This is a genomic window from Paenibacillus sp. J5 (assembly GCF_054955055.1).
Map to the genome: position 1 here is coordinate 1 of NZ_JBUEDD010000009.1, position 17,358 is coordinate 17,358.

At 54.2% G+C, this 17,358-nt stretch carries 18 protein-coding genes and 5 tRNA genes; 22 read left to right on the forward strand and 1 reads right to left on the reverse strand.

The genetic code is table 11. The features are described 5' to 3' along the window. The first annotated feature begins 82 nt into the window (after nt 1-82). From ACY1JZ_RS16805 to ACY1JZ_RS16825, 5 genes are all read left to right on the forward strand, one after another. Nucleotides 83-159 (forward strand) — tRNA-Met (locus ACY1JZ_RS16805). Nucleotides 160-168: 9 nt separating this feature from the next. Then, nucleotides 169-244, forward strand: a tRNA-Val gene (locus ACY1JZ_RS16810). A gap of 39 nt (nt 245-283) precedes the next feature. Further along, nucleotides 284-360 (forward strand) — tRNA-Asp (locus ACY1JZ_RS16815). Nucleotides 361-372: 12 nt separating this feature from the next. Beyond that, nucleotides 373-448: transfer RNA gene (locus tag ACY1JZ_RS16820), tRNA-Phe, on the forward strand. A gap of 12 nt (nt 449-460) precedes the next feature. Continuing rightward, nucleotides 461-533 (forward strand) — tRNA-Lys (locus ACY1JZ_RS16825). Between the two features lie 113 nt (nt 534-646). Here ACY1JZ_RS16825 and ACY1JZ_RS16830 read toward each other — a convergent pair. Further along, the gene (locus tag ACY1JZ_RS16830) at nt 647-1,042 is read right to left on the reverse strand and encodes a VOC family protein (protein WP_270167440.1); all 396 of its coding nucleotides are present in this window, start codon (nt 1,040-1,042) and stop codon (nt 647-649) included. A 263-nt stretch (nt 1,043-1,305) separates the two neighbouring features. On the opposite strand from ACY1JZ_RS16830, the gene ACY1JZ_RS16835 reads away from it, so the two are divergent. The 17 genes from ACY1JZ_RS16835 (at nt 1,306) to ACY1JZ_RS16915 (ending at nt 17,358) form a co-directional block, all read left to right on the forward strand. Next, nucleotides 1,306-2,424, forward strand: coding sequence for a PucR family transcriptional regulator (locus ACY1JZ_RS16835; RefSeq protein ID WP_270167442.1), 1,119 nt, complete (start codon nt 1,306-1,308; stop codon nt 2,422-2,424). An 89-nt stretch (nt 2,425-2,513) separates the two neighbouring features. Then, nucleotides 2,514-3,638, forward strand: coding sequence for an ABC transporter ATP-binding protein (locus ACY1JZ_RS16840; protein ID WP_270167444.1), 1,125 nt, complete (start codon nt 2,514-2,516; stop codon nt 3,636-3,638). Nucleotides 3,639-3,858: 220 nt separating this feature from the next. After that, complete coding sequence (locus ACY1JZ_RS16845; protein ID WP_270167446.1) at nt 3,859-4,467, forward strand: sigma-70 family RNA polymerase sigma factor; 609 nt, start codon at nt 3,859-3,861, stop codon at nt 4,465-4,467. Then, nucleotides 4,412-5,773, forward strand: coding sequence for a DUF4179 domain-containing protein (locus tag ACY1JZ_RS16850; protein WP_270167448.1), 1,362 nt, complete (start codon nt 4,412-4,414; stop codon nt 5,771-5,773). Before ACY1JZ_RS16845 ends, ACY1JZ_RS16850 begins: the two co-directional genes overlap by 56 nt. A 125-nt stretch (nt 5,774-5,898) precedes the next feature. Next, entirely contained in the window at nt 5,899-6,837 is a 939-nt protein-coding gene (gene hprK, locus ACY1JZ_RS16855; protein ID WP_270167450.1) for an HPr(Ser) kinase/phosphatase, read from the forward strand. A gap of 15 nt (nt 6,838-6,852) precedes the next feature. Next, a complete protein-coding gene (lgt, locus tag ACY1JZ_RS16860) occupies nt 6,853-7,917 on the forward strand; it encodes a prolipoprotein diacylglyceryl transferase (RefSeq protein ID WP_462630215.1) in 1,065 nt (354 codons plus the stop codon). Next, entirely contained in the window at nt 7,914-8,585 is a 672-nt protein-coding gene (locus ACY1JZ_RS16865; protein ID WP_462630216.1) for an HAD-IA family hydrolase, read from the forward strand. The genes lgt and ACY1JZ_RS16865 overlap by 4 nt, the downstream gene beginning before the upstream one ends. Next, nucleotides 8,572-9,060: an acyltransferase gene (locus ACY1JZ_RS16870; protein WP_270167454.1), complete on the forward strand. Its 489-nt coding sequence runs from the start codon at nt 8,572-8,574 to the stop codon at nt 9,058-9,060. Before ACY1JZ_RS16865 ends, ACY1JZ_RS16870 begins: the two co-directional genes overlap by 14 nt. Before the next feature lie 273 nt (nt 9,061-9,333). Further along, nucleotides 9,334-10,554 carry an ATP phosphoribosyltransferase regulatory subunit gene (locus ACY1JZ_RS16875; RefSeq protein WP_462630217.1) on the forward strand — a complete coding sequence of 407 codons (1,221 nt, stop codon included), beginning with the start codon at nt 9,334-9,336 and terminating at the stop codon, nt 10,552-10,554. 5 nt (nt 10,555-10,559) lie between these two features. Continuing rightward, nucleotides 10,560-11,195, forward strand: a complete 636-nt coding sequence (gene hisG / locus ACY1JZ_RS16880; RefSeq protein ID WP_270172739.1) for an ATP phosphoribosyltransferase — start codon at nt 10,560-10,562, stop codon at nt 11,193-11,195. 97 nt (nt 11,196-11,292) lie between these two features. Then, complete coding sequence (gene hisD, locus ACY1JZ_RS16885) at nt 11,293-12,588, forward strand: histidinol dehydrogenase (RefSeq protein WP_270167458.1); 1,296 nt, start codon at nt 11,293-11,295, stop codon at nt 12,586-12,588. A gap of 27 nt (nt 12,589-12,615) precedes the next feature. Further along, the gene (hisB, locus tag ACY1JZ_RS16890; RefSeq protein ID WP_270167460.1) at nt 12,616-13,215 is read left to right on the forward strand and encodes an imidazoleglycerol-phosphate dehydratase HisB; all 600 of its coding nucleotides are present in this window, start codon (nt 12,616-12,618) and stop codon (nt 13,213-13,215) included. A 1-nt stretch (nt 13,216) separates the two neighbouring features. Continuing rightward, nucleotides 13,217-13,858, forward strand: a complete 642-nt coding sequence (gene hisH, locus ACY1JZ_RS16895) for an imidazole glycerol phosphate synthase subunit HisH (protein ID WP_270167462.1) — start codon at nt 13,217-13,219, stop codon at nt 13,856-13,858. 109 nt (nt 13,859-13,967) lie between these two features. Beyond that, the gene (gene hisF / locus ACY1JZ_RS16900) at nt 13,968-14,726 is read left to right on the forward strand and encodes an imidazole glycerol phosphate synthase subunit HisF (RefSeq protein ID WP_270172741.1); all 759 of its coding nucleotides are present in this window, start codon (nt 13,968-13,970) and stop codon (nt 14,724-14,726) included. After that, the gene (gene hisIE / locus ACY1JZ_RS16905) at nt 14,723-15,397 is read left to right on the forward strand and encodes a bifunctional phosphoribosyl-AMP cyclohydrolase/phosphoribosyl-ATP diphosphatase HisIE (RefSeq protein WP_270167465.1); all 675 of its coding nucleotides are present in this window, start codon (nt 14,723-14,725) and stop codon (nt 15,395-15,397) included. The genes hisF and hisIE overlap by 4 nt, the downstream gene beginning before the upstream one ends. 17 nt (nt 15,398-15,414) lie before the next feature. Beyond that, nucleotides 15,415-16,221, forward strand: a complete 807-nt coding sequence (gene hisJ, locus ACY1JZ_RS16910; RefSeq protein WP_270167467.1) for a histidinol-phosphatase HisJ — start codon at nt 15,415-15,417, stop codon at nt 16,219-16,221. 186 nt (nt 16,222-16,407) lie between these two features. Next, nucleotides 16,408-17,358, forward strand: coding sequence for a ribose-phosphate diphosphokinase (locus tag ACY1JZ_RS16915; protein WP_270167468.1), 951 nt, complete (start codon nt 16,408-16,410; stop codon nt 17,356-17,358).

Below are 17,358 nucleotides of genomic sequence, written 5' to 3' on the forward strand. Positions count from 1 at the left end.
GAATGAACCTTTTGATTTCGCATCCAGTTTTCAAGGTGTAAGCAACTTGCAGAGGAGCTTGCTTGGACAAGCTCATTGATGTGGCGGCATAGCTCAGCTGGCTAGAGCGTACGGTTCATACCCGTGAGGTCGGGGGTTCGATCCCCTCTGCCGCTACCAACTTTATAAGGACGCTTAGCTCAGCTGGGAGAGCATCTGCCTTACAAGCAGAGGGTCGGCGGTTCGATCCCGTCAGCGTCCACCATCTATTATTTTTTTTGTCCTTTTTGGTTCATTGTATCGTGGAGCTGTGGTGTAGAGGCCTAACATGCCTGCCTGTCACGCAGGAGACCGCGGGTTCGAATCCCGTCAGCTCCGCCAGTTTTATCCTTCGGCTCGGTAGCTCAGTTGGTAGAGCAGAGGACTGAAAATCCTCGTGTCGGCGGTTCGATTCCGTCCCGAGCCACCATTTTCATATTAAGAGCCATTAGCTCAGTTGGTAGAGCACCTGACTTTTAATCAGGGTGTCGAAGGTTCGAGTCCTTCATGGCTCACTTTTGTTGAATAGCTAAACCTGCAAAGAAATTTGCAGGTTTTTTATGTTTGCATGTTGCATCATTCGATTTATATTGTCTGCGGGTACACGGAGTAACACGGTATGGACAAATCAACTTTTTTCTTGCATGGTTTTGATTCCGAAGGCGATCCATCTTCCATCTATATCTTCAACAACAAATTCTTTATTGCCATAGTCAGTGTTATTTAATGGATGAATGATGTTTACATTCGACTGAATCAGCTCTTCCTGAAGCTCCTCTTGGTTTTTCGTAATAAAATAGGCATCATACCCATATCCGTAAAGTTCTCTGTTGGGAGTGAATTTCTTCCCATTTGTTCTGATTAATATAATTTCTGTGGAATCTCTATACAGACATATATGAGGCTCCTTGGAATTCAAATAGGGTGCAGCTCTGAACCCCATTTTTTGTTCGTAAAAATCGGCTGTTTTTTGAATATCCTCGGATGGAAATATACAGTGTGATTCCAATAGATAATGGTTCATTTTTGTTTCTCCCTTCAATATTTCCTTCCCATATTATAAATACTCCCCACTTGCTATACCAAATCTTTAATTCCAGCCGCTATAGCTCTGATTACAGAGGAGTTGTTTTCCTACAATGATTAGCGCCTTCACTTGGGTATATGAAGATGCATTTGTTCCCATCTGTCTGTTGAAGGAAAGCGGCTTGAAATGTGAAACCGCTCTTCTCCTATGGTACAATGAAGGAAAAAGCTTTCAACAGGCGGATAGGAGCTATCGCTATAATGAGCAATACGGAATGGAAAGATCAGCTAGAGCAGATTATTGGCTGCCCCATACGTCTCGTTCAAATAAGTGCCAGCGAATGGGAACAAAACGCGGGCGAGCCTGGTGCAGGCGGGAGCAGGCTGCCACGACCAGGAATGAAAGCGCTATGGAACGGCCTGCTGAGAATTGTAGTATCTTGTGATCGTCAACGTGTGCAGTTGCTGGAGATTCCAGAGGGCAGCATCTCTCCCAAGGAAGAGTCCCTCATTAGCTGGACGCTGATCCAGCTCAAGCAGTCCCGTTCGGAAATGACAGGCAAGCTGAATGAGACGGGCCGCCAATTAGCCGAACTTGGCGAATGGATTATGGGGGAGCTGGACAACGGCTCCAAAGGCGTCGTTATCCCCGATTATCTCACAATTGGCGGCAAGCTGTTCTCCGAGATGGTTCCTTTCCTGCTCGTCAGCGAGCATGTACCGCCCAATAATACCTATGCGGAGCTGGAGCGGCTGTTGCAATCCTTCTTTGAGGAGGATGTGCTGCTTATACCGCTCAAGTCACAGGAATGGCTCATATTGGCGCCGATCTCGCTGCTAAGCGACACGGTGAATGAAGAGCGGGAGGAGGAGGAAGAGACCGTCGATGAGATGCTGTTCTCCATCTGTTCTGGTCTTCATGGCATGCTGGCGAGTGAATGGATTGGTGAATGCCATCTTGCCGTATCTCATCCGGCGACCCCGGCCAATTCGATCCTGGAGACGCTCGGGCTGTTGCAGGAGACGATCTACCTAGGTAGAAAATTCCACGTTGGAGACAACATTCACCTGCCATGGCTGCTCCACCTTGAGCGGTTGCTCAACAGCATCTCCGAGTCACAGCGAAGCCAGTATCTGGAGCAGATGCTGAACCGATCAGATGTCATTATAGAGCCGGAGATATTAATGACGCTGGAGACCTTCTTCAGTCTGGACTGCAATGTGAGTGAAACAGCAAAAAAGCTGTATATTCACCGCAATACGCTGCTGTATCGGCTAGATAAGCTGAAGCAGGAGACCGGCTTGGATGTACGAGTGTTCAGTGATGCTGTGCTTGTTAAAATTATATTGCTATTGTACAAAGTGACGAAAAGGAGATAATTTTTTTGTAAAGTATGTGCATAGTCATTCTCACCGGTCTGAGATAAGATATGTATATATCAAAACCAATTGTTTAGGGGGAAATATAAATGGCAGGCGTACGTTTAGAACATGTCTACAAAAAATATCCCGGTTCCGATAAAGCTTCTGTAACTGACTTCAACTTGGACATCAAGGACAAGGAGTTTCTGGTTCTGGTAGGGCCATCCGGCTGCGGGAAATCGACTACACTTCGGATGATTGCAGGTCTGGAAGAAATCTCTGAAGGTAAACTGTTCATCGGCGAGCGTCTTGTTAATGATGTTGCTCCTAAAGATCGTGATATTGCAATGGTATTCCAATCCTACGCTTTGTACCCACACATGAACGTGTATCAAAACATGGCATTTGGATTGAAACTGCGTAAGTTCAAGAAAGCCGAAATTGACAAGCGTGTACGTGAAGCGGCAAAAATTCTGGACATCGAGCATCTGCTTGAGCGTAAGCCAAAGGCTCTGTCCGGTGGTCAACGTCAGCGCGTTGCCTTGGGTCGTGCGATCGTTCGTGAACCACAAGTGTTCCTGATGGACGAACCACTCTCCAACTTGGATGCGAAGCTGCGCGGACAGATGCGCGCCGAAATCACAAAACTGGCGAAACGCCTGGAAACAACCGTTATCTACGTAACGCATGACCAAGTAGAAGCGATGACGATGGGCGACCGGATCGTGGTTATGAAGGACGGCTTCATTCAACAAGCAGACTCTCCTGAAGAGCTGTACAACCACCCGGTTAACATGTTCGTAGCTGGCTTCATCGGCTCCCCTTCGATGAACTTCATCAAGGGAACCCTGTCTGATAAAGGCGGCACAGTAACCTTCAAAACAACAGGTATTGATGTTGCATTGCCAGAAGGCAGAGCAGCGATCATCCGCGAGAAGGGTTATGTCGGCAAAGAGGTTATTATGGGCGTGCGTCCAGAGGACCTGCATGATGAGCCTGTATTCCTGGAAGCTTCCCCTGGCAGCGTAGTTACTGCACTGGCAGAGGTTGTTGAGAACCTTGGTTATGAGAAAAACATCTACCTGACTGGCCTGGGCAACGAAACGGTTATCGGCCGTGTTGACGGACGCTCCTCCATCACAGAGGGCGCGAACATCAAGCTGGCTCTGGACATGAACAAAGTTCATATGTTTGATACTCAAACTGAGCTGAGCATTCTGCTGCACAACTAAATTATAGCCCGCGGGTATATTGACCCGCGTACCATACTCAAGGCTCTGGAGAAGTCAACTTCTCTGGAGCCTTTCTATATCGCCAGCCCAGCCCGCCCCCAACCGCTCTGCGGTCGTGTGCGGGCTATTTGTTATGATTCAAGCGGAAGCGCAAAATAAGTAAAACCGTTTGGCCTCAAGCGCGGTCTAATCTTTATACACGTCTCAAAGGAGGGGAAGCATGGAAGCGCAAGATCAGACGGCTGCTGCTGTTGCTAAAGATGAGCAGGCCTTTGCGCAGTGGATGGAGGCAGAGAGCAGACGGCTGTACGGCATAGCCTATGCTTATCTTCACCATGAGGCAGATGCGCTGGAGGCAGTTCAGGAAACAGTGAGCCGGGCATGGAGCAAGCGAGGGAGCGTTCGTAACCCGGAGTATTTCACAACCTGGGTAACCAAAATTCTGATCCGCGTCTGTATCGATGCATTGCACCAACGCAAGCGTGCGGCTGGGTTGACCATGCGTCAGAAGGCAAGTGGGCAGATCTTGAGTCGGTCGGCATCGCCAAGCTCGGAGGAAAGCGACCTGAAGCTGGATGTCAGGCGAGCGTTGGAGCAGCTTGATACGAAATACAGACATATTGTAACGCTGAAATATTTCTGTGATATGACCATTCAGGATATAGCGAAGCTACTGCGCAAGCCGGATGGAACGATTAAGACATGGCTGAATAAGGCCTTGAAGCAATTACGAAATTCCAGGCATCTGGAGGCCGGAGGGGAGGAACGGGGCGATGGAGAAGCATACACAGGGGCAGAAGATGATCGAAGAGGAGTTGCTCAGGATTAGGTCGGAGACGGCAGCCGCAGCAGGGGCGGTGACGGAGGAGAAGCTGTTCTCGGCTGTACGGGCGGGTGTAGCTGCGGGCGCTCGCCAGGAGCGTGACAGAAGGCGTAGACGGTGGCTAAGAAGGGCAGGATATACCGCGGCTACTATGTCGCTACTGTTAGCCGCTCTTATGCTTAGCGCGGCGGTTTCGCCCGTCTTCGCCTCTGTGCTGCGGGATATTCCGGGTATACAGCAATGGCTGCGGCTGATCGGCTCGGATGCCTCCTTGACCTCGGCAGTGATGGAGGAGTACATTCAGCCGATCCATGCCGTAGCCGAGCAGGATGGCGTTAGGCTGACAGTAGAGGCGATCATGGCAGATGAAAGCCGGCTGCTGGTGTTATATCGGCTGGAGGATAGAGTGACAGCGGGTCTTACACTGGAGAATGCCGAATTGAAGGATGACAAGGGCAATCCGCTCACCTATTCGGTCCGCTGGACGGCTCCTGAGAACTGGCGAATGACGGAGGAGTACGGCATGTATGATATGCTCGACTTCCAGCTCACAGGAGAGCAGCGCCTGCCGGAGCAGGTAGAGCTCTCTGGCAAGGTCGGGAAAGCGAGGCTGGCTGTGAAGCTGAGCATTGACCGAAGCCAATACGAGGGCAAGGCTCAAATCTTGCCGTTGAATCATGTTATTGAAGCGGGAGGGCAAAGAATTGAACTGCTTCAGGCGGAGATTCACCCGCTGCGCATCCTGCTGAAGCTGCGTTTCCCGGAGGAGAATAGCCATATCGTGCATGGATTCATTAAGTTGAGACTAGTAGATGACCAAGGGAATGAGCTGGTGTCGAGCATGGCTTCAGGCGGCGATGTCAGGGAGTATTATTTTCAGAGTAGTTACTTCATGGCATCGAACTCACTCACCTTGCGTGCAGAGGGGCTATATTATACAGACAAGCAGATGTCTCCGCTCGTCATCGATACGGAGAAGGGGCTGCTGCTGCAAGCTCCAGACAATCGTATTCATCTGGACACTGTGGAGGAACGCGAGGATCACACAGAGCTGGTATTCAAGCTCAGCGGCCTCGACGAGACAGACCAGATGTGGTCCTACGGCGACGCGCTGGCGGATGAATTCACCGATGCCTCTGGAGAGGTCTTCGACGAGAGCGATCAGGGCTTCTCCTGGGCCTCGGGCGGCACAGGGCAGCCACAGTTTAATTATCGCTTGCCGCATGACAAGCCGTTCAAGCAGCCGCTTACGTTCCGAATTCGCCATTATCCTGGCTATGTTATGCAGCCAATTGAATTACGCATCAAATAGTTCATGCGCCGCGGCGACGGTAAACGTTGCTTTCGGCGCTTTTTTGCATTACGATGGATACATTGGGAATAGACGATAATCCATGCTCTTTGCAGGACGGCATGGGCGTGAGGGAGGCTACTAGATTGCCCAAAAAAGTGAAGGTATCGAAGCTTGTACAGCAATTTCAACTGGAAATACTGGCTGGAGAAGACGGATTGAAGCGCGGCATTACGGTTGACGATCTGTATCGTCCGGGTCTAGAGGTGGCAGGTTATTTCAATCATCACCCGATTGAGCGTATTCAGATTCTGGGCAAGACCGAGCTCGATTTCTTGGAGACGCTCAGCAGCGAGGAACGCAAGGAACGGATGAAGAAGCTGTGTGACGACGCGACGCCTTGCATCCTGATTACTCGCGGGCTGGACGCGCCGAAGGAGCTGCTGGAGCAAGCGAATGAGAGCAAGCTGCCGCTATTGCGCAGCCAGAATGGCACGACCAACCTGATTAGCCGCATCACGAACTTCCTGGAGAATCATCTGGCTCCGACAGCTACGATTCATGGTGTGCTCGTCGATATATACGGCATCGGGATGTTGATTACAGGCAGCAGCGGGATCGGCAAGAGTGAGACAGCCCTGGAGCTGGTGAAGCGCGGACATCGACTGGTTGCGGATGACGCGGTAGAGATCCGACAGATGTCTGACGGACAACTGGTAGGCTCGGCGCCGGAGCTGATTCGCCACTTGCTGGAGATTCGCGGTCTGGGGATTATTAACGTCATGACGCTGTTTGGCGCAGGGGCGGTTCGCACAGCCAAACGGATCAGTGTCGTCATCAAGCTGGAGAACTGGCAGCAGGAGAAGCAGTATGATCGTCTGGGACTCGATGAGGAGACGACACGCATTATCGATACAGATGTGCCGCTGGTCACCGTTCCGGTACGTCCGGGGCGAAATCTGGCTGTTATTATTGAAGTGGCTGCCATGAACTATCGTCTCAAGCGGATGGGCTATAATGCGGCGCTGCAATTCACGAACAAGCTGACGGAGACGATAGCGGAGGATATGGACGATTACGAGTAAAGGAGTCCGTGGTGCATGAATGTGTTGAAGCTGAATCCAGTAGCTATCCAGCTCGGGCCGATTCCGGTCAACTGGTATGGCATTATTCTGGGAACGGCGGCACTGATCGGCTTGCTGCTCGCTGTTCGCGAGGGCAAGCGGTTCGGGCTGTCGCCTGATTTTTTTATGGATTTGCTGCTGCTGGGCGTGCCGTCTGCCATTATTGGCGCACGTATCTATTATGTTGCATTTAAGTGGGACGAGTACCGTGATAATTTATTGGATGTCTTCAAGATCTGGAATGGAGGCATAGCCATCTATGGCGCGCTGATCGGTGCGTTTATCTGCGGTTATTTTTATTCCCGCCACAAAGGTTATAGCTTTTTGCGCATCGCTGATATTTGCGCTCCCTCGCTCATTGCGGGTCAGATGATCGGGCGCTGGGGGAACTTCGTCAATCAGGAGGCCTACGGCGGCCCTGTGAACGAGTCCTTTCTCCGCGATACGCTCCATCTGCCTGGTTGGATCGTGAATCAGATGGAGGTGCAGGCTGGCGTATTCCACCATCCGGCCTTCCTGTACGAATCGCTATGGAGTCTGGTTGGCCTGCTGCTGCTGCTGGTGCTGCGCCGCCTATCGTTTCTGCGCGTCGGTGAGTTGTTGATGTTCTATTTCATCTGGTACTCGATCGGCCGATTCTATATTGAGGCGCTGCGGACGGACAGCCTGGCCTTCCAGGGCCCGGATTGGCTCGCGTCGCTGGTTAACGGTCTCTGGTCGCCAATGACGGTGCTGTTCCAGCAAGGCTATCTGGACCCGGTTTATGGCAATGTGCGCATCTCACAGGTGGTAGCGATCGTGCTGATCCTATTGGGGATTGGGTTTATTGCGATTCGTCGTGCCACAGGCTTGGCTTCGGTTCGTTACAATGATCCGTTACGCTCGAGCAAGGCTGCTAATCTGCAGGAGAATGGAGTGAAATCCGCTGCACCGGAAGTGAGCATCTCCGGACAGGCTGCGGCTTCGCCGTTCGCCCAGCAGAGTGAGCAGGAGGCCGCGGCGAATAAGGATAAGGATGAGGACAAGGAGAGCGGACGTTGACAACTTTGGTTAGAACAGTGTTGCTGGATCTGGATGGAACGATATTGGATACGAATGAATTGATTATTCAATCCTTTCTGCATGCGCTCGAGGGCTTGCTGCCATCGGATTTTACAAGAGAGGATATGATTCCTAGCATGGGTCTGCCGCTGGAGGTGCAACTGCAACGCTTCTCCGGCCTGGATGATGTGGCTCACCTGATTGCGCGATACCGCAGCAAAAATTATGAGCTTCATGATCAACTGGTGCGCCTCTTCCCGAACGTCATGGAGGTTATCGAGCGGCTGCACGCTGCAGGCATTCTGATCGGCATCGTGACGACCAAGGTTCGTGCGTCAACAGAGCGCTCGATGCGGTTCCTGCAGGTGCCCGATGTGATCGGCTCCATCGTCACGGTCGAGGATGTCAAGCATCCCAAGCCGCATCCGGAGCCTGTGCTGATGGCGCTGCAGCAGCTTAGTGCGGACCCGGCCACAACAGTGATGGTTGGGGACAGCCCGGTCGATATTCTCTCTGCTGTGCAAGCTGGCGTCATTCCGGTCGGCGTCGCCTGGTCGCTTAAGGAGGAGTCGGCTCTGCGTGATGCCGGAGCGCAGCATATTCTGCATGACATGCGCGATCTGTATGCGCTGGTCGGATTGGAGCGGGAGCCCCTTGCGCAAAACTGAGCGTTACCCGGTAGAAGGGCCGAACGCGCTATGGCAAATGTACAGCACGGTGAGCCCCTTGAAGGTGGTACGCAACTTCATCGTTATTCAACTGGCTCGCTATTGTCCGATACTGCCCGTCAAAAACTGGCTGTATCGCCGCGTGCTGGGACTCAAGATTGGGCAGCATACCGCCTTTGCGCTGATGGTCATGGTCGATGTCTTCTTCCCCGAGCGGATCGAAGTCGGAGAGAATACCATCATCGGTTATAATACGACGATATTGACGCATGAGTATCTCATTAAGGAATATCGGCTTGGCGCTGTCAAGATTGGGAGCGGCGTCATGATCGGAGCCAATACGACCATATTGCCGGGCGTGACAATCGGCGATCATGCGGTCGTAGCGGCTGGTTCTGTCGTCCATAAGGATGTCGCGCCGCACAGCTTCGTAGGGGGAAACCCGCTGCGTGAGCTGGGCACGAAGCGGGAATAGCTGGGGCAGGATTGCCGGGAGTGCGGAGAGCCGCACCCGGCAATTCTTTTTGCCTATTAGGGTGTGTGGTTAGAGTAGCAACGTTGTGCAGGTTGGCGGAGCTTAAAGCTCATTACCAGTGACGGGTGAGCGGGTGAAATGGCGCCAGATTGACTCGTTTACTGAGTCTTGACGACAAGGGGCATCCGTGTTAAAGTGGATTAAAATCTTTATTTTGGCAGTATGGTAACTTGTTAATGCTTTAATAAACTAAAGTATATGTAGGTGAACGTTGTGTCCAAACCAAAAGTATTTGAAAAGCCGATCGGAGTCAAGGACTATCTGCCTCATGCCGTCACCCGCCTGCGTCAGGTGGAGAGCCGGGTTCTTGCCTGTATGGGAGGCTGGGGCTATGAGCAGATTATGACACCGACGATTGAATATTACGATACCGTTGGCGTCGCCAGCTCGACCTCGGATCAGAAGCTGTTCAAGCTGTTGAATAACCGCGGCACAACACTGGTGCTGCGTTCTGAGATGACCTCACCGATTGCCCGTGTCGCCAGCTCACTGCTGAAGGAGGTGGACCATCCGCTGCGGCTGTCTTATCATTCCAATGTGTTCCGGGCGATTGAGGAGGAAGCGGGACGCGAGGCCGAGTTCTTCCAGACCGGTGTGGAGCTGATCGGCGACGCTTCGCCGGAGGCGGATGCCGAGGTAGTCGCGCTCGCTGTCGCCTCGTTGCAGGCCGCTGGTGTTGATCGCTTCAAGATTGCGATCGGTCATGTCGGCTTCCTGAACGGGCTGTTCGAGGAGACGCTGAGCGGTCGAGGCGAGGCGCAGGAGGAGCTGAAGTCCTGCCTGCTGCGGCGCGACTATGTCGGCTATCGTGACGAGCTGCGGCGCCTGGAGCTGAGTGAGCCGCTCAAGCGTGAGCTGGAGGGTATCCTGCGGCTGCGTGGCGGACAGGAGGTCTGCGATCAGGCGCTGGAGCTGAGCGGCAGCGAGATCGCGCGCGCCTCGATTCGCCATCTGTGCGAGATCTGGGATGTGCTGGAGGCCTACGGGGTAAGCGAGCATGTGCTGATCGATCTGACGATGATCGGGGATTTCTCCTACTATACGGGCATGACCTTCGAGGGCTATGCCGCTGATCTGGGCTTCCCGGTGGCGAGCGGTGGAAGATATGACAATCTGCTGAGCCAGTTCGGCCGTCCGGCGCCAGCGACCGGATTCGCACTCAAGACGACGCGCATCCTTGATCTGGTCAGAACAGGCAGTCAGGAGCCGCAGCGTATCCTGATCGGCTATGACGCAAGCGGCCGCGAGCGAGCGTTGCAGGAGGCGCGCCGTTACCGCGAGCAGGGGGATGTCGTTGTGACGGAGAAGGTAGAGGACTGGGAGAGCTGGCTGCCTGCTGCGGCTAGTGAGCGACCCGTTCAATATAAGGGCAAGGCGTATGCGACAGTAGTGTCCGTTCGCAGCAACCAGGTACAAGGGGGGACGCTGGCATGAGCCAAATCAGCAACACATTGAAGGTAGCCATGCCTAAGGGCAGAATCTACAAGCAGGCCTCCAAGCTGTTCCGCGAGGCAGGGCTACCGATACCGAGCGACTTCGACGACACGCGCAAGCTCGTGATCGAGCTGCCGGAGATGGATATGGAGTTCATCATGGCGAAGCCGGTGGATGTGCCAACCTATGTCGAGTACGGGGTAGCGGACATCGGGATTGTCGGCAAGGATGTACTGATGGAGGAGAACAAGGATGTATTCGAGCTGCTGGATCTGGGCATTGCCAAGTGCCGCATGTCGGTGATCGGCCTGCCGGATTGGGAGCCGTCGATTCATCCGCGGGTAGCGACGAAGTATCCGAATGTCGCCTCGCAATACTTCCGCGAGCGTGGACAGCAGGTGGAGGTCATCAAGCTGAACGGCTCGATCGAGCTGGCGCCGCTGATCGGTCTGGCTGACCGGATCGTCGATATGGTAGAGACGGGGCAGACGCTCAAGGAGAACGGCCTGGTCGAGATGGAGACGATCTTCGGCATTACGAGTCGTCTGATTGCTAACCGAGTGAGCTACAGAATGAAAAATGCGAAAATCCAAAGCCTGTGCGATCTGTTGCAGGAGGCGATTGCAGCCAAGCAAGTCTAAGTGCTGTAAGAGCATCGCCTGCATAGCCGCTGGCATCGCTTGCGATGCGTGGCGTTATAGACGGTCGGCAACAGCTTATAGAGAGGGGAGCAGCGCAATGCGGATAATTCCTGCAGAGCAGTTTAATTTGAGCCGCGAGGTTGAGTATGGAACCCCGGAGCAAAATGAAAAGGTGCGCAGCATTGTAGAGGCGCTTCGTACTGAGGGGGACACGGCGCTGCTTCGCTTCACCGAGCAGTTCGACCGGGTGAAGCTGGAGGCGTCCGGCCTGCGGGTGACAGAGGCGGAGATACAGGAGGCCTACAAGTATGTGGATGACACCTTTCTGACGGCCATTCGTGCGGCGGCAGTCAATATTCGTACCTTCCATGAGAAGCAGAAGCGCCACTCCTGGATGGATCTGCAGCCAGACGGTACATTGCTGGGACAGATAATCCGTCCGCTCAAGCGAGTGGGGGTCTATGTTCCAGGAGGCAAGGCCGCTTATCCATCGTCCGTGCTCATGAATGTAATTCCGGCGCAGGTGGCAGGGGTTCCGGAGATCGTGATGGTTACACCTCCCGCGACAGGCGGCAAGGAGGGAATCAATCCCTTCATCCTGGTTGCGGCTGCTGAGGCAGGAGTGAAGGAAATCTATCGGGTCGGCGGGGCGCAGGCCATCGCGGCGCTCGCTTACGGCACGGCATCGATCGAGCCCGTCGACAAAATTACCGGGCCGGGCAATATCTATGTTGCGCTTGCCAAGCGCGCTGTGTTCGGCGTCGTTGACATCGACAGCATCGCCGGGCCGAGCGAGATTGCGATCATCGCCGACGATTCAGCCAATCCGGTCTATGTGGCAGCAGACCTGCTGTCCCAGGCAGAGCATGATGAGATGGCGTCAGCAATTCTGGTGACGCCATCCCGTGAGCTGGCGGAGTTGGTAGCCGCCGAGGTGGAGCGCCAACTGCAGGAGCTGCCACGCGAGCAGATCGCCCGCCAATCCGTGGACAGCTATGGAGCGATCCTGTTGACGGATTCGATCGATGAGGCGATCGAGGTCGTGAACAAGCTGGCGCCGGAGCATTTGGAGATTATGACTGCTAGCCCCATGGAGTTGCTTGGTCGTATCGAGAATGCGGGCGCGATCTTCCTGGGAGACTACAGCTCAGAGCCGGTGGGCGATTATTTCGCTGGGCCGAACCACATATTGCCAACCAATGGCACTGCCCGCTTCTCCTCTCCGGTGAACGTGGACGATTATATTAAGAAATCGAGTCTGATCTATTACAGCAAGGAAGCACTGCTTCAGAATGGCGACCATATTATGGCGCTTGCCCGTCATGAGGGGCTGGAGGGTCATGCGAGAGCAATCGAGGTGCGGCTGCAGCAGGAGCGCGGTAGTCAGCAATAATATAGCGACAGAAAGAAGGGCCAACGGATGACACAGAATGGACCACGCGCAGCCGAGGTGGCGCGCACGACGAATGAGACGGACATCAAGCTGTCTTTTGCAGTAGACGGCACAGGGCAGACACAGATTGATACGGATGTGCCGTTCTTGAATCATATGCTTGATCTGTTCACGAAGCACGGACAGTTCGATCTGAAGGTGGAGGCACGTGGCGACGTCGACATCGACGATCATCATACAGTAGAGGACATCGGAATCTGTCTAGGCCAGACATTGCGCGAGGCGCTGGGAGACAAGCGCGGGATCAAGCGCTATGCGAGTGTGTTTGTGCCGATGGATGAGGCGTTGGCGCAGGTCGTCATTGACATCAGCAACCGTCCTCACTTTGAATACCGCGCGGAGTACCCCTCCCAGCAGGTAGGCAGCTTCACAACGGAGCTGGTGCATGAATTTCTGTGGAAGCTGGCGCTGGAGGCGCGAATTACGCTGCATGTCATCGTTCACTATGGACAGAACACCCACCATATGATTGAAGCGGTATTCAAGGCGCTGGGACGCGCGCTGGATGAGGCCACTTCCATTGATCCTCGTGTACAAGGAGTGCCATCGACGAAGGGAGTGCTGTAGAGTGATCGCGATCATCGATTACGGCATGGGCAATCTGCATAGTGTCAGCAAGGCGGTCGAGCGACTTGGCTATGAGGCGGTCATTACTGCCGATGCGCAGCGTATCCTGGATGCGGAGGGGGCGATATTGCCGGGCGTAGGCGCCTACGGCGATGCGATGCAGAATCTGCATCATACGGGGCTTGGCGAGGTGACGCGCTTCTATGCTGAATCAGGCAAGCCGCTGCTGGGCATCTGTCTGGGCATGCAGTTGCTGTTCAGCCGCGGCGAGGAGCATGGGAGCAACGAGGGTCTGGGGTTGCTGGAGGGCACAGTTGTGCGCTTCCAGGGCAGCTACAAGGTGCCTCATATGGGCTGGAACAAGCTAAGCTTCCGCCAGGATAGTCCGCTGTTCCGCGGGCTGGAGGAAGGCCATGTCTACTTCGTCCATTCCTATCATGCCAAGCCTGCGCATGCTGAGCATCTGCTGGCAACGACGGATTACTACCAGGATGTTACCGCAATTGTCGGCAAGGGCAATGTGTACGGCATGCAGTTCCATCCAGAGAAGAGCGGAGAGCTGGGGATGCGGCTGCTGGATAATTTCCTTCGCTTGACAGGCTCGGCAAGCCGTCCTGCGGCTGAACAGTTGCAGCAGGGCTAATCGTGACGGACAGAGTGCATCCGTCTTCTGTGCCAAGGGGAAATAACGCCTAACTCAGGCGGAGCATGAAGCTGCTGGTAGTAAAAAAGAGAGCAGGGAGGATGCAATGATGTTAGCCAAACGGATAGTTCCATGTCTGGACGTGAAGGATGGGCGGGTCGTAAAGGGCGTCAATTTCGTCAATCTCCGTGATGCGGGAGACCCGGTGGAGCTGGCGGCCACCTATGATCGTGAAGGAGCGGATGAGCTGGTGTTTCTCGACATCTCGGCTTCGCATGAAGGGCGGGCGACGATGGTCGACGTTGTGCGCCGCACCGCCGGGGAGATTACGATTCCGTTCACCGTGGGCGGAGGCATCTCGCATGTCGATGATATGAAGCGGCTGCTGCGCGCAGGGGCCGACAAGATCGGCATCAATACGGCGGCGGTGAAGAACCCGCAGCTTATCTCGGATGGCGCACGTGTCTTCGGCTCGCAATGTATCGTCGTGGCCGTCGATGCCAGGTTCAACCCGGAATGGGGCGAATGGGAGGTCTACACGCATGGTGGACGGACAGCGACTGGCATGCGGACGCTGGAGTGGGTGAAGGAAGCCGAGCGCCTGGGCGCCGGCGAGCTGCTGCTGACGAGCATGGATGCGGACGGGACGAAGGATGGCTTCGATGTGCGCCTGACTCGCGCGGTGTCCGATCTGGTCGGGATTCCGGTGATCGCTTCAGGTGGAGCAGGCAAGGTGGAGCATTTCCACGAGGTGTTTGAAGAAGGTCGTGCTGACGCAGGACTGGCAGCGACGATTTTTCATTACAAAGAGATGACGATTGATGAAGTGAAGCAGGATTTGCGGAGAAAGGGAGTCGAGGTTCGATGACAGATCAGGCATTTCAACCGGAGCAGATCAAGTGGGATCGTGACGGCCTGGTGCCGGCGATCGTACAGGATGCGGTCACCAAGGAAGTTCTCATGATGGCCTATATGAACCGCGAGTCGCTGCACAAGTCGCAGGAGAGTGGAGAGACGTGGTTCTGGAGCCGTTCGCGGGGTGAGCTGTGGCATAAAGGAGCGACCTCGGGACATATACAGAAGATTCGCTCGATGCAGTACGACTGCGATGGCGACACGCTGTTGGTGCGGGTAGAGCAGCAGGGCGCGGCATGTCATACAGGACGTTATAGCTGCTTCTTCAATGACATTCCGGTGCAGGGCGCTACAGATGATCCGCGGGAGGCAGGCGATCGCTTCGCGATGCTCAATCAACTGGAGGCGACGATTGCGCAGCGTTATGCAGAGCGTCCAAGCGGAGCCTATACGACGTATCTGTTCGATAAGGGCGTCGATAAAATATTGAAAAAAGTGGGCGAGGAAGCGGCGGAGGTCATTATTGCTTCCAAAAATCAGGACAATGACGAGCTGCGCAGCGAGGTGAGCGATCTGATCTTCCATCTGATGGTGCTGCTGCGCGAGCGCGGGCTGCCGCTGGATGATGTGATGAGAGAGCTGGGTACGCGGCATAATAAGCCGACCACGAACAAGATGAGATAGAAAGGTGCGGGTTGCGCATGTGGATTGACTATCACACACATCATGCCCGTTGCGGCCACGCGGTCGGAAGCCTGGAGGATTACGTGAAGAGAGGGATTGAGATCGGACTGGACCAGTTGGGCCTGTCCGATCACATCCCTCTTGTCCATGTCGACCCGGCTGCGTATTACCCGGAGATGGCGATGCCGATGGAGGAGCTGCCTCGCTATGTGGAGGAGTGCTTCGAGCTGAAGGAGAAGTACAAGGGAGCCATCGACATCCGCGTGGGGCTGGAGGCGGATTATATCGAGGGCTGGGAGCAGCAGCTTGAACAGATCATCCGCTCATACTCATGGGATTATGTCATCGGCTCCGTTCATTTTCTCGGTGAGTGGGATGTGACCGACTTCCGTCAAACCCATGAGTGGGAGGGCAAGGACAAGCTGGCGGTATACCGGGCATACTATGATGCGGTGCAAAAAGCGGCAGCCTCGGGTCTATATGATTACATCGGTCATATCGACGTTATCAAGCGGTTCGGCTTCAAGCCGGACGAGGATGTGACGGAGCTTGAGAACGCCGCCCTGGAGGCGGTGAAGCGGCATGATCTGGCGATCGAGCTGAATGCCTCCGGGCTTCGGATGCCGGTGGAGGAGATGTTCCCCAGCCGTCGGATGCTGGAATACGCCCGCGATCTGGGCATTCCGTTGACGATCGGATCGGATGCGCATCAGCCGGAGCGACTCGGCCAATATCTGGATCAGGCGCGCGCGCAGTTGAAAGAGCTTGGATTTTCGCATCTGGCAACGTTTAGCCAGCGTAAACGGACGATGATAAGTTTTTGAAAAATGACGAAATGTATGTATAATGTTAATAGTTCGTATATAACGGTTGTTCACGCTTTGCCAGGCAGAGGGGTTGTTGTCCCGGCTGCACATCTTGCAGTATAGCTGCTGGCGTTCAAGTCTGTAGGTTGAACAATGATGGCTGGATCATGAAGAATTTTGTTTCCAAAAGCTCAGGAGGGTATCATGTTTAGCGACAAGTTGCGTATTTTTTCAGGTTCCTCAAACCCCAAATTGGCCGAAAGAATCTGTTCGGAGCTCGGACAGACACTAGGCCGCATTAAAGTGTCCAGATTCAAGAGCGGTGAGATTTATGTTCACTATGAGGAGACGATTCGCAATTGCGATGTGTTTATCGTGCAGTCGTTCTCTCATCCGATCAATGAATTTTTTGTGGAGCTGCTGGTGATGATCGATGCCGCCAAGCGCGCATCCGCACGCACGATCAACATCATCGTGCCGTACTATGGCTATGCCCGTCAGGAGAGAAAGGCTGCACCGCGCGAGCCGATCTCGGCCAAGATGCTGGCTGATGTTCTCACGACTGTGGGCGCGAACCGGGTCATTACGATCGACCTGCATGCTCCGGCCATCCAGGGCTTCTTCAACATTCCTGTGGACCATCTGACGGCGCTTGACCTGCTCAGCGACTATCTGAAATCCAAGGATATTAAAAATCCGGTCGTCGTCTCTCCTGACGCAGGACGCGCCTCTACGGCAGAGAAGCTGGCTAACTACCTGGATTCCCCATTTGCGATTATGATCAAGAAGCGGCCTACTCACAACGAGTCGGTGATTACGCATGTTATCGGGGATGTAGAGGGACAAACTCCAATCATCATTGAGGACCTGATCGATACGGGAACGACGATTGTCAATGTCGTTGAAAGCTTGAAGGAGCGCGGCGCCGAGGACATCTATGTGTGCGCAACACATCCGCTATTCTCCGGGCCTGCGCTTCAGCGTCTGGATCATCCGTACATTAAGGAAGTTGTTATTACGGATTCCATCGCGCTGCCCGAGAGCCATTCGGATCGCTTCAAGGTGCTCTCCGTTGCTCCGATGCTGGCGGAGGCTACCCGCATCATTATGCAGGGCGGATCGATCAGCACATTGTTCAAAAATGCAGGGATATAA

Coding starts and splice junctions, on each gene's coding strand:
- ACY1JZ_RS16830 (WP_270167440.1), bottom strand. CDS start 1,042: ATGAACCATTATCTATTGGAATCACACTGTATATTTCCATCCGAGGAT.
- ACY1JZ_RS16835 (WP_270167442.1), top strand. CDS start 1,306: ATGAGCAATACGGAATGGAAAGATCAGCTAGAGCAGATTATTGGCTGC.
- ACY1JZ_RS16840 (WP_270167444.1), top strand. CDS start 2,514: ATGGCAGGCGTACGTTTAGAACATGTCTACAAAAAATATCCCGGTTCC.
- ACY1JZ_RS16845 (WP_270167446.1), top strand. CDS start 3,859: ATGGAAGCGCAAGATCAGACGGCTGCTGCTGTTGCTAAAGATGAGCAG.
- ACY1JZ_RS16850 (WP_270167448.1), top strand. CDS start 4,412: ATGGAGAAGCATACACAGGGGCAGAAGATGATCGAAGAGGAGTTGCTC.
- lgt (WP_462630215.1), top strand. CDS start 6,853: ATGAATGTGTTGAAGCTGAATCCAGTAGCTATCCAGCTCGGGCCGATT.
- hisD (WP_270167458.1), top strand. CDS start 11,293: ATGCGGATAATTCCTGCAGAGCAGTTTAATTTGAGCCGCGAGGTTGAG.
- hisB (WP_270167460.1), top strand. CDS start 12,616: ATGACACAGAATGGACCACGCGCAGCCGAGGTGGCGCGCACGACGAAT.
- hisF (WP_270172741.1), top strand. CDS start 13,968: ATGTTAGCCAAACGGATAGTTCCATGTCTGGACGTGAAGGATGGGCGG.
- hisIE (WP_270167465.1), top strand. CDS start 14,723: ATGACAGATCAGGCATTTCAACCGGAGCAGATCAAGTGGGATCGTGAC.
- hisJ (WP_270167467.1), top strand. CDS start 15,415: ATGTGGATTGACTATCACACACATCATGCCCGTTGCGGCCACGCGGTC.
- ACY1JZ_RS16915 (WP_270167468.1), top strand. CDS start 16,408: ATGTTTAGCGACAAGTTGCGTATTTTTTCAGGTTCCTCAAACCCCAAA.